The sequence below is a fragment of the Streptomyces sp. XY006 genome (assembly GCF_002237655.1).
GTDB lineage: Bacteria > Actinomycetota > Actinomycetes > Streptomycetales > Streptomycetaceae > Streptomyces > Streptomyces levis.
Window position 1 is genome coordinate 78,323 of record NZ_NOKT01000030.1, and the last position, 15,497, is coordinate 93,819.

A 15,497-nucleotide genomic window follows, 5' to 3' on the forward strand; every position below is an offset into this window, starting at 1 on the left:
CACAGTCACGGCTGTCACGAGGTCACCGTGCGGAACGCATGCGTCAAGACATGTTCGATGCCGTTCGAGCGCAGGGGCGGGCCGGGGTCCACGGAACGCTCACAGGGGCTGCGCAGGTGTCTCATTAGCGCTGTAATGGCCAACGTGGTCAGTCCGGGCGCCCGAGAACGCGGAACGCGAACGCTGCGTGCCGAAGGTGCCCTCAAAGCGGTCGCGGCCGATCAGGAGTCACCCGACCGGGTGCGCCGCGTCCTCGAACAGGCACTCGTCTTCGCCGGTGCGGCGTTCGCCGCCGTCTACACGCCCGGCGAGGACGGCGAACTGCTGTGCCTGGTCGAGTCGGCCGGGGTGCCCCGAACCCTCTACGGACTGCGCGACGGTTACCCGCGTGCCGGCCGGTCCCCGGTCGCGGTGGCCCACCGGGAGGAGCGGCCGGTCTCCCTGGGGCCGGCGGAACTCGCCGCCCACGCCCAGTCCCGGCGCGTGCCGTCCCGCGACTTCCACCTGACGGCCCTGCCGCTGCCCGGCGACGGCGGCGGCGGCTGTCTGCTCGCCGTGAGCGAGCGTCCGGAGGGGTTCGGCGCCGACGACCGCGAGTGCCTGGAACTCGTCGCCGAGGCCGTCGCCTACACCGCACCGGCCGCGCCCGCCGAGGGCGCCGAGCTGCCGCCGGGCGCGTTCAGCCTCGCCATGGACACCGGCCGCGTCCGAGTCGGCCACGACCTGCTGGACCTGTTCGGCCTCGACCCCGTCGACTTCGACGGCCGCGTCGAGACCCTGCTCGGCCTCACCGTGCCGGAGGACCTGCCGTCCCTGATGTCGGTCGTGGAGGCCGACCACATGTCCATCGGCGACCGGGAGCTGGAGTTCCGCGTGCTCCAGCCCACGGGGCCGCCGAAGTGGCTGCGGCTGCGCGGGCGCCTGCTGCCCGGCGGCGAGGGCCGGCCCGCGCGGCTCGTGGGCACCGTGGCCGACGCCTCCACCCTGCGCTCCGACGTCACCGACGTGGCCCGGGTGCAGCGCCTGGCCGCCGCCCTGGCCACCGCCGTCACCGTCCGCGACGTCGGCAAGGCCGTGGTCGCGGCCCTGCGCCGGCCGCTCAGGGCCGACCGGATCGCGCTCGCCGAGCTGGAGGGCGACCGGCTCGTCGTCACCGTCCTCGACCCGCCCGAACCCGAGGCCTGGCCCGAGCTGTGGCGCAGCGAATGGCGCGGGGAGTGGCCCGACGCGCCCGTGCGGGCCATGCCCACCCTCGCCGCCGCGCTGCGCGAGGGCCGGGCCCGGATCTGGCCCGCCGGCAGCCCCCTGGAACGCGCCCTCGGCGAGGTGGGGCCCGGCGGCCTCGCCGTCCTGCCGCTGCCCGCCGGGAACCGCATGGCCGGGGCCTGCCTGATCGGCTGGGACGCCCCGCACGACTTCGGCGCCGACGAACGCGCCCTGCTCACCGCCTGCGCCGGCCTCGCCGGACAGGCGCTGGTACGGGCCCGGGCCGTCGACGCCGAACACGAACTCGTCGGCATGCTGCAGCGCCAGTTGCTGCCGCGCCGCCTGCCCCGGCTGCCGGGCGCGGTGGCCGTCGCCCGCTACCTGCCCAGCACGGCCGGGCTGGAGCTCGGCGGCGACTGGTACGACGTCATCCCGCTGCCCGACCACCACGTGGCCCTCGTCATCGGCGACGTCCAGGGCCACAGTGCCGGTGCCGCCACGCTCATGGGCCAGATGCGCACCGCCCTGCGCGCCTACGCCGTCGAGGGGCACCCGCCGGACGTGGTGGTCGCGCACGCCAACCGGCTTCTCATGGACATGGACAGCGAACTCTTCGCCACCTGCTGCTACGTCGACCTCGACCTGGAGGAGGGGTCCGCCTGGTGCGTGCGGGCCGGGCACCTGCCGCCGGTGCTGCGCTACCCGGACGGCCGGACCGAGATCGCGGAGGCCGAGGGCGGCCCGCCCCTCGGGGTGATCACCCGGGCCGACTTCCCCATGAGCCCGCTCCGGCTGCCGCCCGGCACCCTGATCGCCCTGGCCACCGACGGCCTGGTCGAGACGCCCGACGCCGACATCGACGAGGGCATGGACCGCCTCGCCTGCCGGCTGGCCGAGACCGCCCCCGTCGACCTGGGGCTGGTCGCCGACGCCCTCCTCGGCGAGGCCCGGCGCAGCGACGACGTCGCGCTGCTCCTGCTGCGCTACGACGGCATGGACACGCGTCCGCTGCGGGAGAGCTGGACGGTGTGGCGGGTGCCGCAGGCGGTCGGGCAGGCCCGCCGTTTCGTCCGGCGCACCCTGCGCTCGTGGGGCGTCACCGAGGAGCAGGACGCCGTGCTCGTCGTCGTCTCCGAACTCGTCACCAACGCCCTCGTCCACACCGACGGCCGGGTCCGCATGGACCTCACCCTCATCAACAACCGCCTGCGGGTGGCCGTCGCCGACGCGTCCCCGCGCACCCCCGTCCGCCCCACCAGCATCGGCTGGGAGGCCACCGGGGGCCGCGGCATCCTCCTCGTCGAGGCCCTCTCGGCGACCTGGGGCACCCTGCCGGTCAGCGGCGGCAAGCAGGTGTGGGCGGAACTGGTCCTGGGCCGCTGAGCGCGGAGAGCGGCCGGGCCCCGGGGGCTGGGGCGGCTTCCGGGGTCCCGGGGGCCTGCGGTAGCTCCAGGGTTCCAGGGGGTGCGGTGGCTCGGGGCTCCGGGGGCCGCATGAGCTCCGGGGCTCCGGGGGCCTGCGGGGCTCAGCCCAGGCGCTTCAGCAGTTCCTGGGCCAGCGGTGCCGAGGAGGCCGGGTTCTGGCCCGTGACCAGGTTGCGGTCGGTGACCACCAGCGGGGCCCACGGCTCACCCGCCCGTACGGTCACGCCCGCCTCGGTGAGACGGTCCTGCAGCAGCCACTTCGCGCGCTCGGCGAGACCGCCCTGGATCTCCTCGGCGTTGGTGAACGCCGCGACCTCGTACCCGGCGAAGGCGTTCCGGCCGTCGGCCCCCACCGCGGCCAGCAGCGCGGCGGGCCCGTGGCAGACCACACCGAGCGGAAGGCCCGACTCCAGGGCCCGGGCGAGCAGCCGGCCCGAGTCCGCGTTCACCGCGAGGTCCTCCATCGGGCCGTGGCCGCCCGGGTAGAAGACGGCCGCGTAGTCGTCCAGCCGGACGTCCTCCAGGCGGAGGGGACTGCGCAGCTCGGTGAAGGACTCCAGCGCCTTCGCGATCCGGTCGGCGTTCTCCTGGCCCCCGTTCACCTCGGGAGCCAGCGAAGCCCGGTCGACGGTGGGGACGACACCGCCGGGCGTGGCCACGACGACCTCGTGGCCGGCGGCCCGGAAGGCCTCGTAGGGGGCGACGGCCTCCTCGGCCCAGAAGCCGGTGGGGTGCTGGGAGCCGTCGGCCAGGGTCCAGCTGTCGGCGCCGGTGACGACGAAGAGGATCTTCGACATGGTGGTGCATCTCCGTGGGGACGGCCGCGGTGGAACAGCGCGGCAAGGGGGTTCGGACACGGACGACCGTAGGCGCCCGGACCCTCGCATTTCCAATGTCCGGACCGATGGCTGCCATAGAAATCCGCATGGCAGCGGGCGGTAGGCTCGGATGGTGTGAGACCCCTGGACCCCCTCGGCGCGGCCGGGACACCCGCGCAGCCCGACCTCAATCTGCTGCGTACCTTCCTGGCCGTCTACCGGGCCGGCTCCTTCACGGCAGCCGCGCAGCTGCTGGGCCTGTCCCAGCCGACGGTCACCACGCAGATCCGCTCGCTGGAGCGCCAGACCCGCCGTGAGCTGTTCGAACGGCTGCCGCGCGGGGTCGCCCCGACGGCCGTGGCCGACGAGCTCGCGGCCCGGGTCGCGGGCCCTCTCGACGCACTCGCCGAAGCCACCGGGCACGGCCCCCGGCAGGAGTCGCCCGCCGAGCCGGTCCACCTCGCCGGGCCCGCCGAACTGCTGTCCACCCGGGCCCTGCCCGCCCTGGCCCCGCTGGTCACCGAGGGCGTACGGCTGCGCGTCGCCACGGGGCTGACCGAGCCCCTGCTCGACGAACTGCGCGCCGGCCGGCACGACCTGGTGATCGCCACGACCCGGCCCCGCGGCCGCACCCTGTCGGCGGAGCCGCTGACGGACGAGGAGTTCGTCCTGGTCGCCGCCCCCGCCTGGGCCGACCGGGTCGGCGGGCAGCTGGCTTCCGAGGGGCCCGCCGCACTGCACGGCGTGCCGCTGATCACGTACGCCGAGGACCTGCCCATCGTGCGCCGCTACTGGCGGCATGTCTTCGGCCGGCGTCTGAACTGCCGGGCCGCCGTCTCGGTGCCGGACCTGAGGGCCGTCCTGGCGCTGGTCACGGCCGGAGCCGGGTTCAGCGTCCTGCCCCGCTATCTGTGCGCCGGGGAACTGGCGTCCGGCGCCCTGGTCGCCCTCGGCACCCCCGAGGACGCGCCGATCAACACCGGCTACCTCGTCCAGCGGCCCGGTACCTCCGCCAACCCGCACGTCGCCCTCGTCCGCGACCGCCTGCGCGAGGCCGGACGCACCTGGTGATCCCGCGCGCGGTCCGGGTACCCGGACCGCGCAAGACGGAGAGAACCGCACGAGCCGAAGGAAGAGGAACGTCATGGCTCAGCACGTCCGCGACATCATGACCGGGGACCCGGTCACCGTAGAGCCGCAGACCTCCGTCGCCGAGGTGGCGCGTCTCATGCGCGACGAGGACCTCGGAGTCGTCCTGGTGACGGACGGCGACGATCTGCGCGGTGCGGTCACCGACCGCGACCTGGTGGTGCGCTGTGTCAGCCGGGGCGGCGACCCCGAGCAGATCACCGTCGCCGGCGCCTGCAGCGACGAGCTGGTCACCGTCGGCCCCGACGAGGACCTCGGCCACGCGGTGGAGCTGATGCGCGAGCACTCCGTGCGCCGGATCCCGGTCGTCGACCACGGGCACCCCGTGGGCATCGTCTCCCTCGGCGACCTGGCCATGGAACGCGACCCGGAGTCGGCGCTCGGCGACATCAGCGCCGCGCGTCCCAACACCTGACCACGCCGACCCGCCGGACGGCCCCGCGCACCCCTCCGTGCGCGGGGCCGTCCGTTTCCGTGCGCGGGCCGTCCCACGATGCGGTGAACAGCGCGACCGCGCAGGGGGGTTCGGGGAACGGGGCCCGGGCGTCCGCATCCGTGTTTGTCCGGTTTCACCCTGGGGACTCGAACACCTGCGGATGCAGAAGGAAGATGATGAGTCGTGACGCCCATGGACACCCCTGAGAAGACCGCCGTCCGTCGCCCGGAGACCGGCTGGTCGCAGGCACGTCGCCTGCGCGGCAAGGCCGCGCTGCGCACCTGCCTCCCCGCCGTGGAGGACCGGGCCGCTCCCGGAACTGCGCACTCCGGGCCGGAGTGGAACATCGTCCGGGGCGAGGACTGACCACTCCGTGAGAACCACTCGGTGACGCGCCGGACAACTGCGCGCGTCGACAACCGAAAGAAGTGATGTTCACAACCACCGGATGGCGACTAAGGTGAGCTGAATGAAGGCTCTCGTGCTGTCCGGCGGTGCAGGAACACGGCTGAGGCCGATCACTCACACGTCGGCCAAGCAACTGGTGCCCGTGGCCAACAAGGCCGTCCTGTTCTACGGGTTGGAGTCGATCGCCGACGCCGGCATCACCGACGTGGGCATGATCGTCGGGGACACGGCCGCGGAGATCGAAGAGGCGGTGGGGGACGGGTCGAGGTTCGGCCTGAAGGTCACGTACATCCCCCAGGAGCGGCCCCTCGGGCTGGCCCACGCGGTGCTGATCGCCCGGGAGTTCCTCGGCGACGACGATTTCGTGATGTACCTCGGAGACAACTTCATCGTCGGCGGCATCACCGGCCTCGTCGACGAGTTCCGCACCCACCGGCCCGACGCGCAGATCCTCCTGACGCGCGTTGCCGACCCGCGCGCCTTCGGCGTCGCCGAACTGGATCCGTCCGGCCAGGTGATCGGGCTGGAGGAGAAGCCCGAGGAGCCCAAGAGCGACCTCGCCCTGGTCGGCGTCTACATGTTCACGCCCCTCGTCCACGAGGCGGTCCGCGCCATCGAACCGTCCTGGCGCGGCGAACTGGAGATCACCCACGCCATCCAGCACCTCATCGACTCCGGCGCCGACGTGCGCTCCACGGTCATCAAGGGCTACTGGAAGGACACCGGCAACGTCGGCGACATGCTCGAGGTGAACCGCACGGTCCTCGAAGGCATGGAGCGCCGCATCGACGGCGACGTCGACGAGGCCTCGGAGACCATCGGACGGGTCGTCGTCGAGGAGGGCGCCCGGATCGTCAACTCCCGCATCGTCGGCCCCGCCGTCATAGGCGCGGGCACCTTCGTCAGCAACTCCTACGTGGGGCCCTTCACCTCCGTCGCGGAGAACTGCCGGATCACCGACAGTGAACTGGAGTTCTCCATCGTGCTGCGGGACTCCTCGATCCAGGGCGTCGGCCGGATCGAGTCCTCGCTGATCGGCCGGCACGTCGAGGTGACGCCGGCGCCCAGCGTCCCCAGCGCCCACCGATTCGTCCTCGGAGACCACAGCAAGGTGCAGATCACTTCATGAGCAAGGTGCGGATCACTTCATGAACCTCCTCGTCACCGGCGCCGCCGGCTTCATCGGCTCCCGCTACGTGCGCGCACTGCTCGCCTCGGACGCCGCCGACGCGCCGCGCGTCACCGTGCTGGACAAGCTCACCTACGCCGGCACCCTCGACAACCTCGAACTCACCCACCCGCGGCTGGAGTTCGTGCAGGGCGACATCTGCGACGCCGAACTCGTCGACAAGCTCGTGGCCGACGCCGACCAGGTCGTGCACTTCGCCGCCGAGTCCCACGTGGACCGCTCGATCACCGGCGCAGCCGACTTCGTCCGCACCAACGTGCTCGGCACCCAGACGCTGCTGGACGCCGCCCTGCGCCACGGCACCGGCCCGTTCGTGCACGTCTCCACCGACGAGGTCTACGGCTCCATCGAGACCGGCTCCTGGCCGGAGACCCACCCGCTGCAGCCGAACTCCCCGTACTCGGCCTCCAAGGCCTCCTCCGACCTGCTCGCCCTGGCCTACCACCGCACCCACGGCCTGGACGTGCGCGTCACCCGGTGCTCCAACAACTACGGCCCGCACCAGTTCCCCGAGAAGGTCATCCCGCTGTTCGTCACCAACCTCCTCGACGGACTGAACGTGCCGCTGTACGGCGAGGGCCGCAACGTCCGCGACTGGCTGCACGTCGACGACCACTGCCAGGGCGTCGACCTCGTGCGCACCAAGGGCCGGCCCGGCGAGGTCTACAACATCGGCGGCGGCACCGAGCTCACCAACAAGGAGCTGACCGGGCTGCTGCTGGAGGCCTGCGGCGCGGACTGGGACCGCGTGGAGTACGTCGAGGACCGCAAGGGCCACGACCTGCGTTACTCGGTCGACTGGTCCAAGGCCCGCGACGAACTCGGCTACCGCCCCCGCCACGACTTCACCACCGGGCTCGCCGAGACCGTCGCCTGGTACCGCGACAACCGCGCCTGGTGGGAGCCCCTGAAGCGGCGCGTCGCCCAGGAGCGGGCATGAAGTGGCTGATCACCGGCGCCGGCGGAATGCTCGGGCACGACGTCACCGAGGAGCTCACCCGCCGCGGTGAGACGGTCGTGGCCCTCGACCGCGCCGCCCTGGACATCACGCGCCCCGACGCCGTCGACGCGGCCGTCCGGGAGCACACCCCCGACCTCGTCGTGAACTGCGCCGCCTACACGGCCGTCGACGACGCCGAGACCGACGAGGCCCGCGCCCTGGAGATCAACGGCACGGGCCCGCGCCTGCTCGCCCGGGCCTGCGCCGCGCACGACGCCCGGCTGATCCACGTCTCCACGGACTACGTCTTCTCCGGCGAGTCCCGCACCGCCCCCTACCCGGAGGACCACCCGGCGGGACCGCGCACCGCCTACGGCCGCACCAAGCTGGCCGGCGAGCAGGCAGTGCTGGAGGAGCTCCCCGGGGCGAGCGCGGTCGTGCGCACGGCCTGGCTGTACGGGGTGCACGGCGGCAACTTCGTGCGGACCATGATCGATCTCGAAGGCCGCCGCGACACCCTCGACGTCGTCGACGACCAGCGCGGGCAGCCCACCTGGAGCGCGGACGTCGCCGAGCGGATCGCCGACCTCGGACCCCGGCTCGGCCCGGACGCGCACGGCGTCTTCCACGCCACGAACTCCGGCGAGGCCAGCTGGTACGAGCTGGCCCGCGAGGTGTTCGCCCTCATCGGCGCCGACCCCGAGCGGGTGCGCCCCACCAGCAGCGCGGCCTTCCCGCGGCCCGCGCCCCGCCCGGCGTACAGCGCCCTCGCGCACGACCGGTGGCAGGAGATCGGCCTGCCGCTGGCGCGCGAGTGGCGCTCCGCCCTGCACGAAGCACTGCCCCGCATCCGCAAGGAAGGTCTTCCTCGTGAAACGCCATGAGTTCCTCCGGGAACTGCACAAGGTCAGCGCCAACCGCAACTACCTGGAGATCGGCGTCAACGACGGGCGCAGCCTGACGCTGTCCCGCGTCCCCAGCATCGCGATCGACCCCGCCTTCAAGGTGGTCTCGGAGCTGAAGTGCGACGTCCACCTGGTGAAGGCCACCAGCGACGACTTCTTCGCCCGGGACAACCCGCTGCAGCACCTCAAGGGCGGCCGGCACCCGCTGCGCAACCTGCGCCGGGGCCGCAGCCCGATCGGGTACTGGCGCCGCACCACGCTCGACCTGTCCTTCATCGACGGCATGCACCTGTTCGAGTTCGCGCTGCGCGACTTCATGAACGTCGAGAAGTACTCGGACTGGTCCAGCGTGATCGTCCTCGACGACATGCTGCCGCGCAGCATCGACGAGGCGGCCCGCGACCGGCACACCAACGCCTGGACCGGTGACGTCTTCAAGATCACCGAGGTGCTGGCCCGCTACCGCCCGGACCTGGTGACCATCCAGGTGGACACCGCGCCCACCGGTCAGCTGGTCGTCTTCGGCGCCGACCCGAAGAACACGGTGCTGCACGACAAGTACGACGAGATCATGGCGGAGTACAAGGTCCCGGACCCGCAGAAGGTCCCGGAGGCGATCCTGGAGCGGGCCGGCGCCGTACGCCCCGAGGCGCTCCTGGAAGCCGGCTTCTGGCGCCCGCTGGCCCAGGCCCGCAACCGCGGTCTGCCGCGCTCCGTGGGCTGGGAGCCCCTGCGCAAGGCCCTGGAGCAGGTCGGCGTCAGCCGCTGACACACCGACGCCGGCCGCCCCGGAAGGGGGCGGCCGGCGTCGTCGTCTCTCCGCGCCCGTCAGGCGGATCGCCGGTCGCCGCGCAGCTCCTCGTAGTACGCCAGGCACGCCTCGTACGAGGGCAGCAGTCCCTGCCGTTCCGCCTCGGCCAGCGTCGGGGCCTGCTCGTCCTTGGGGGACAGCACCGGCGTGATGCCCTCGGGCCACTCGATGCCGAGCGCCGGGTCGAGCGGGTGGATGCCGTGTTCGCGTTCCGGGGCGTATCCCGCCGAGCACAGGTACACCACCGTGGCGTCGTCGGTCAGCGCCATGAAGGCGTGGCCCAGGCCCTCGGCGAGGAAGACCGCGGCACGCGTGTCGTCGTCCAGCCGGACGGCCTCCCACGTCCCGTAGGTGGGGGAGCCGACGCGGATGTCGATCACCACGTCCAGGACCGCGCCGCGCACGCACGTGACGTACTTCGCCTGGCTGGGCGGCACGTCGGCGAAGTGCACCCCCCGCAGCACACCCCGCCGGGAGACCGAGCCGTTGGCCTGGGCCAGCGACAGCTCACGGCCCGTGGCCTCGAAGAACTCCGCGCCCCGGAACCACTCGTGGAAGCTGCCCCGCTCGTCCGGGAAGACCTTGGGCTCCAGCACCCAGGCGCCTTCTATCCCCAGTGGTCGCATTCCGTCACTTTCCTCCGGTCCTGATACGGGACAACACCGAGCGGCGCGCGGTGCCGAGCACGCGCCGCGCCCGCCGCGCCAGCCGCAGTGCCACTCCGGGCCGCGGCACTTCCACGACCCGCAGCGTGCCGTCGGCGGCGCGCAGGGCGAACGGCAGGCCCGTGAAGCGCGGCCGTTCGCCGCCCGGGGCCGGGCACAGCGCGACGCGCCAGACGCCGTCCGAGAGCTCCTCGGCGGGCAGGTCCGCCGCCAGCACGGACCCCGCCGTGTCCGGGGCGGGGGAGAGGACACCGGGCGCGTCGAAGAACCGGCTGGCGGAGACGAGCCGCAGCCGCACCTCCGTCTCCCCCGGGACGTGCAGCGGAAGAGGGACCTGGAAGCGGCTGCCGGAGACGGTGACGTCCGTCCGCCGTACCGCGCCCAGCCCGAGCCGCTTGCCGCGGGTGCCGAACTCCAGGGAGAGGTTGCCGTGCGGCTGCGTCCAGTACGGCAGGGCCGTGCGGTCGCCGACGACGCCGGCTCCCGGCGCGGGCCGGTCCTCACGGGGCGCCGGGCCCAGCCGGCACTCCTTGGTCCAGCCGCCCAGCTTCACCCGGACGAGCGCGTCCCAGACGCCGCCGGCCGGCAGGGCGGCGGGGTCGACGGTGGCGGTCGCCCGCAGCACCAGCCGTACCTCCTCGCCGTCCCCGGCGGGCACGGTCTCGCGGGTGAACTCGACCGGCTGGAAGTACTGCGCGGCGCTGGAGCGCTCCCGCAGCAGCAGATCGGCCGTGGCCTGCCCGAAGCGCGCGGCGGTCTCCGAGGCCACCCACCGCACCGCCTCGGTCACGTCCTTCGGCACGTCGGTCAGCGGCGCCGCCTCGGCGTCGGCCGGGAACACCATCGGCTCGCCCGCGGACACGTACTCGGCGGTGAAACCGATGCCGAGCGAGCCGTCCCGCCACTCGACGTGCAGGGGGGTCGCCCGGGGAGCGACGCCCGCCTCCCACTCGGCGAACGCCACCACGTCGTCGTACCGGTCGGCGGCCGTCAGGGCGGCGACGACCTGCTGCGTCGGCTGCAGACCGGCCGCCACGCCGGGCCCGAAGCGCTCCACGACCACCTCGTGGATCTCGGCGAACAGCTCCCTGCGGTAGTCGTCCGGCAGTCTCAGGAACCGCCGGGCGCGCAGCCGCTCCACCATCTCCACCCGCAGCCAGCGGCGGAACAGCCGGTCGCGCACCGGGCCGGGCTCGGTGTACCGCTCGACGACGTCGAGGGCCTCACGCAGGTTCTTGAAGTAGCCGACGGGGTCGAAGCGTTCGAAACCGGCGTTGGAGCCGTCGTCGCGCCTGAGGTGGTAGTAGCAGACGTAGTCGCTGAGCACGGAGACGTTCTCCGCGCGCAGATACGCCTCCGCGATGAAGACGTGGTCCTCCAGGCGCCGTCTGCCCTCGGGGAAGCGCAGCCCGATGCGGTCGAGGAACGCCCGCCGGATCATCTTGTGCGGGGTGAGGCTGTCGATGAGCGGGGCGTTCTCGACGGTGGCGCGGGGGTGGTTGCGGCGGAACAGCTCCACCGGCACCCCGCGGCCCTTGCCGGCCATCTTGCCCACGATCACGTCGGCGCCGTTGGCGACGCCGTAGTCGTACATCCGCTCCAGGGCCTCGTCGCCCAGGTAGTCGTCGTTGTCGACGAACATCACGAACTCGCCCCGGGAGGCCTCGATGCCGACGTTGCGGGGCTTGCCCGACCAGCCGGAGTTCTCCTGGTGGATGACCTTCATCCGGGGGTCCTCGGCAGCGAGCGCGTCCAGCCGGGCCGGGGTCTGGTCGGTCGAGCCGTCGTCGACGAAGATCACCTCGTACTCGTCGGGAGGCAGCGACTGCCGCTGCAGCGAGGAGATGCAGTCCTCGATGTAGATCCCCGGGTTGTACACGGGGACGATGACGCTGACCTTGACCGGCATCGGGTTTCCGGGCCCCTTCGGGTCGCTTGCCGTAGACGTCCTGTTGTACTGCGTGTTGCCCGATGCTAACCCGCTCGGCGAGGCCCCCTCACCTTTCGAGACCTCGCCGTGATCATCTCGTCCGCAGGCAACTGAGCTGCGGCGTCTGTCTGTTCGCGGTCAAGACCGCTCAGTCGGCGACATCCACGCCGTAGCTCCGGGCCAGGGCCTCCAGCCCTCGGTCGTACCCCTGCCCCACGGTGCGCAGGCGCCACAGCGGGCCGCGGCGGTAGAGCTCGGCGAGCAGCAGGGTGCGCTCGGTGGTCGCGGCGTCCAGCGTGGCCTGGACCAGGGGTGCGGCGCTGGGGCCGGGGCCGGAGCTGATGTGGATCGCGCCGACGTCACCGAAGGTGGGTGAGCCGTCGATGGCGGCGGCGACCACGACCTTGCGGGCCGAGGGCGGCAGTGCGGCGAGATCGACGCCGATCGTCTGCTCGGTCGGCCCGTCGCTGTGCAGCCGCACCGTCCCGCCCGGGTTCTCCGGCGCGCCGTAGAAGACGAAGTCCTCGTCGAAGCAGACCTGTTCGTCGTCGTCGACGACGAACGCGACCACGTCGATCTCGCACGACGTCTGCTGCGCCCAGCTCGCCGTGACGGTCCAGGGGGCCGCGGGCACGGACCCGCACGGCTGCGGCAGGTCGACGACGCCGCCGCGCGGCAGGACCAACGGTGCCGACGGCGTGCCGCCCTGCCGGGGGAGCGGGGCGATGGCCGGGGCGTCGAGCCAGGCGGCGCCGTGCGTGGGGAACGCGAGGGCGGTGATCCGCTTCATCCGGCGGTCCCGCTCGCCGCCGGCCAGGAGCACGACGTCGGTGACGCTGGCGGACAGATTGATCGCCGCTGCCCCGCCGAGCTCGACGACCCGGCCACGGGCCGCGACGGCTTCGGGATGCGTACCCCCCAGCACCAGGACGCGCCGTCCGGCCAGGGGACGGTCCCCGGTGACCGGGCGCACCGGGGGCACCGGGCGCGGCGGCGTGGCCGGTGCCGGTGCCGGCTCCGCGGAACCGGGGGGAGTGGAGACCGCGGGCTCCGGGTCGGGCTGCGCGGGGCCGGGCGGAGCGGGGATCGCGGGCTTCGGGTCGGGTCGCGCGGGGTCGGTGACGGCGGGTACCGGGCCGGGCTGTGCGGGGTCGGGCGGAGCGGGGATCGCGGGCTTCGGGTCGGGGTGCTGCGCGGGGGCGGTGGTGGAGGGCGTCGCGGGTGAGGGGATCGCCGCATCGGAGGGTCGGGTGCGCTCATGCGGTGTCCCCGGCCGTACGTCCGCCAGCAGCCTGACGAACGTGGGCTCGTCGAGCACCGGCACGCCCTCGGCCAGGGCGCGCCGGGCCTTGCCGGAGCCGGACGAGGCGTCGTTGGTGACGAGCGCGCTGGTGTGCCGGCTGACGGACGTCATGACGTTCAGCCCGGCCTCGACGGCCTGCCGCTCCAGTTCTGCGCGTGCCCTGAGCGTCTCGCCGGTGAGCGCGACCTTCATGCCCTGCACCAGCGGCCCGCCCGGCTCCAGCCGGCCCGGATTCCGGTAAGCGCACGGCGTCTTGGGCGTCCGGGGAGCGAACCGGGGGTCCTGGCGGGGCGGGCAGGACACGAACGGCAACGGCAGATCCAGGCGCGCCGCCTCCCGCAGCGAGGCGCGCAGCACGCCCGCCAGGACGCGGGTGTCGTCGAGCGCGTCATGGGCCTTGACCTGCCGGACGCCGTAGTGGGCGGCGAGCGTGCCCAGTCTGAGGTCCTCGGTTGGCGGATCGACCCGCCGGTTCAGCGCGAGCGTGCACAGGCGTCGCGCCACCGGCAGCACGGCACCGGCCCGGGCGAACTCGTGGGCCAGGAAGTCGTAGTCGAACTGGGCGTTGTGCGCGACGAGCACCCGGTCCCGCAGCATCCCCGCGAGCCGCGGCGCGACCCGGTCGAAGACCGGCGCACCGCGCAGCCTCTCGGACGTCAGCCCGTGGACGTGCACCGGCCCCGGATCGCAGCCGGGGTCGAGGAGCGTCGAGAACTCGTCCGTCTGCTCCCCGTCCGGGCCCAGGACCACCACGGCCAGGGACAGCACCCGGTCCCGGCGGGCGACCAGCCCGGACGTCTCCACGTCGACCACCGCCCAGTCGTGGGGGTAGTCGCGCAGGCCGGACGCATCGAAGGCAGGGGAGAGGAGAGACATGGAGGAAGGATGGAGGGATCTTCACCAGTCCTTCAACCTGGATGCCGATTCATCCGCATAAGTAGATATTGCACGGCACCCTCTAGAGTGAGGACGTGCGCCTGCTCCTGATGTCCGACACCCACCTGCCCAAGCGTGCCAAGAGCCTGCCCGCCCCCCTGCTCGCCGAACTCCCGCACGCCGACGTCGTCTTCCACGCCGGGGACTGGGTCGACACGGACACCCTCGATCTGCTGGAGGCCCGCTGCCGCCGGCTCGTCGGGGTGTACGGCAACAACGACGGGCCGGAGCTGCGCGCGCGGCTGCCGGAGGTGGCGTACGCGGAACTGGGAGGGGTGCGGTTCGGCGTGGTCCACGAGACGGGCGCCAAACAGGGCAGGGAACAGCGGTGCGCCGCCCGCTTCCCCGACCTGGACGTGCTGGTTTTCGGCCACAGCCACATCCCCTGGGACAGCACGGCCCCGACCGGCCTGCGTCTGCTCAACCCGGGTTCCCCGACCGACCGTCGCCGTCAGCCGCACTGCACGTACATGACCGCCACGGTCGCCGACGGGCTCCTGACGGACGTGGAACTGCACCGCCTGCCGCCCCGCACCCCACGCTGAACGGCCGGACGCCCCGGCCTGACGCCCCGGCCGGACGCCTCTGCCTCGCCGCCTCTCCGACGACGATCCCGGCCAGGGACCGCAGTCCGGCAGGCGACGGTGCGCGGCTCCTCCTCTAGAGTCGGCCCCATGAGGCAGGCACCGGCCCAGGACCGCGGCGCGCGGTCCCGCGACGCGATCCTGGACACCGCCGGCGAGCTGATGTCACGCCACGGCTACGCCGCCACGTCCATCTCGATGATCTCCACCGCCTGTGGTCTGCCGGTGAGTTCGATCTACTGGCACTTCCGCAGCAAGGAAGGCATCTACGTCGCGGTGCTGGAGCGCGCCACAACCGTGCTGCTGGCCGCCCTGCCCCCGGCCGAGGTGCCGGGCGCCGACGTCACGCAGCGCCTGGACGCCTTCCTTTCGAACCTCGCGGGCGCCTTCCGGCAGCACCCGCGAGGTGTGCAACTGCTGTTGGGGCTGGGCGTGGTGCAGAAGGACGCCGGCGCGGCGGCCATGGCCGAGGTGCACCGCTACCGTGACGCGCTGGTGGCCTGGGCCCGAAACTCCGTCAGCTCCGTCTTCGCGCTGCGGGACCGCCCCGAGGTGGCCGACGAGCTGGCCCGCTTCACGCTGAGGATGACGAGCGGCACTGCGGTGGCGCGTTGGTTCGAGCCGGACGTGGTCCTGGAGACCGAACCGCTGCGCGTGACCCTGCCGGCGCTGGCCGCCCATCACGGCGTGCCCGTGCGGGGCACCCCCGTCGAGGGCGGTCCCGGCGAGGACGCCCCCGGCGAGGGCGCCCCCGCCCTCGGGGTCACGCCCGGGACGGCACCCTGAGGTCACG

Annotated in this window: 14 protein-coding genes; 10 read left to right on the forward strand and 4 right to left on the reverse strand. The window is 73.2% G+C overall.

The window, feature by feature from the left end; translation table 11 throughout:
• The first annotated feature begins 135 nt into the window (after positions 1-135).
• Complete coding sequence (locus CHR28_RS29650) at positions 136-2,589, forward strand: SpoIIE family protein phosphatase (RefSeq protein WP_107473145.1); 2,454 nt, start codon at positions 136-138, stop codon at positions 2,587-2,589.
• Positions 2,590-2,731: 142 nt separating this feature from the next.
• Here the strand turns inward: CHR28_RS29650 and CHR28_RS29655 are convergent, their stop codons facing one another.
• Entirely contained in the window at positions 2,732-3,427 is a 696-nt protein-coding gene (locus CHR28_RS29655; protein ID WP_094056785.1) for a type 1 glutamine amidotransferase domain-containing protein, read from the reverse strand.
• A 156-nt stretch (positions 3,428-3,583) separates the two neighbouring features.
• Here CHR28_RS29655 and CHR28_RS29660 point away from each other — a divergent pair, with 156 nt between their 5' ends.
• The 7 genes from CHR28_RS29660 (at position 3,584) to CHR28_RS29690 (ending at position 9,244) form a co-directional block, all read left to right on the forward strand.
• Positions 3,584-4,519: a LysR family transcriptional regulator gene (locus CHR28_RS29660; RefSeq protein ID WP_373453400.1), complete on the forward strand. Its 936-nt coding sequence runs from the start codon at positions 3,584-3,586 to the stop codon at positions 4,517-4,519.
• Between the two features lie 73 nt (positions 4,520-4,592).
• Complete coding sequence (locus CHR28_RS29665; RefSeq protein WP_094056786.1) at positions 4,593-5,012, forward strand: CBS domain-containing protein; 420 nt, start codon at positions 4,593-4,595, stop codon at positions 5,010-5,012.
• Between the two features lie 213 nt (positions 5,013-5,225).
• Positions 5,226-5,399 (forward strand): hypothetical protein, encoded by a 174-nt coding sequence (locus CHR28_RS29670; RefSeq protein ID WP_179272598.1) that lies wholly within the window; start codon positions 5,226-5,228, stop codon positions 5,397-5,399.
• A gap of 103 nt (positions 5,400-5,502) precedes the next feature.
• Positions 5,503-6,570: a glucose-1-phosphate thymidylyltransferase gene (locus CHR28_RS29675; protein ID WP_094056788.1), complete on the forward strand. Its 1,068-nt coding sequence runs from the start codon at positions 5,503-5,505 to the stop codon at positions 6,568-6,570.
• A 19-nt stretch (positions 6,571-6,589) separates the two neighbouring features.
• Entirely contained in the window at positions 6,590-7,570 is a 981-nt protein-coding gene (gene rfbB, locus CHR28_RS29680) for a dTDP-glucose 4,6-dehydratase (protein WP_094056789.1), read from the forward strand.
• Positions 7,567-8,454 carry a dTDP-4-dehydrorhamnose reductase gene (gene rfbD / locus CHR28_RS29685; protein ID WP_094056790.1) on the forward strand — a complete coding sequence of 296 codons (888 nt, stop codon included), beginning with the start codon at positions 7,567-7,569 and terminating at the stop codon, positions 8,452-8,454. The genes rfbB and rfbD overlap by 4 nt, the downstream gene beginning before the upstream one ends.
• On the forward strand, positions 8,441-9,244 hold the full coding sequence (locus CHR28_RS29690; protein WP_094056791.1) for a methyltransferase type 11: 804 nt from the start codon (positions 8,441-8,443) through the stop codon (positions 9,242-9,244). Before rfbD ends, CHR28_RS29690 begins: the two co-directional genes overlap by 14 nt.
• 59 nt (positions 9,245-9,303) lie before the next feature.
• Here the strand turns inward: CHR28_RS29690 and rfbC are convergent, their stop codons facing one another.
• The 3 genes from rfbC to CHR28_RS29705 all read right to left on the reverse strand — a co-directional run bounded on the left by rfbC (position 9,304) and on the right by CHR28_RS29705 (position 14,060).
• Positions 9,304-9,912 carry a dTDP-4-dehydrorhamnose 3,5-epimerase gene (gene rfbC, locus CHR28_RS29695; RefSeq protein WP_094056792.1) on the reverse strand — a complete coding sequence of 203 codons (609 nt, stop codon included), beginning with the start codon at positions 9,910-9,912 and terminating at the stop codon, positions 9,304-9,306.
• Positions 9,913-9,916: 4 nt separating this feature from the next.
• On the reverse strand, positions 9,917-11,860 hold the full coding sequence (locus tag CHR28_RS29700; protein ID WP_094056793.1) for a glycosyltransferase family 2 protein: 1,944 nt from the start codon (positions 11,858-11,860) through the stop codon (positions 9,917-9,919).
• Positions 11,861-12,029: 169 nt separating this feature from the next.
• Positions 12,030-14,060 (reverse strand): DEDDh family exonuclease, encoded by a 2,031-nt coding sequence (locus CHR28_RS29705; protein ID WP_094056794.1) that lies wholly within the window; start codon positions 14,058-14,060, stop codon positions 12,030-12,032.
• A gap of 95 nt (positions 14,061-14,155) precedes the next feature.
• Here CHR28_RS29705 and CHR28_RS29710 point away from each other — a divergent pair, with 95 nt between their 5' ends.
• Positions 14,156-14,665 (forward strand): metallophosphoesterase family protein, encoded by a 510-nt coding sequence (locus CHR28_RS29710; RefSeq protein WP_094056795.1) that lies wholly within the window; start codon positions 14,156-14,158, stop codon positions 14,663-14,665.
• A gap of 129 nt (positions 14,666-14,794) precedes the next feature.
• Complete coding sequence (locus tag CHR28_RS29715; RefSeq protein WP_094056796.1) at positions 14,795-15,490, forward strand: TetR/AcrR family transcriptional regulator; 696 nt, start codon at positions 14,795-14,797, stop codon at positions 15,488-15,490.
• Positions 15,491-15,497 lie beyond the last annotated feature (7 nt).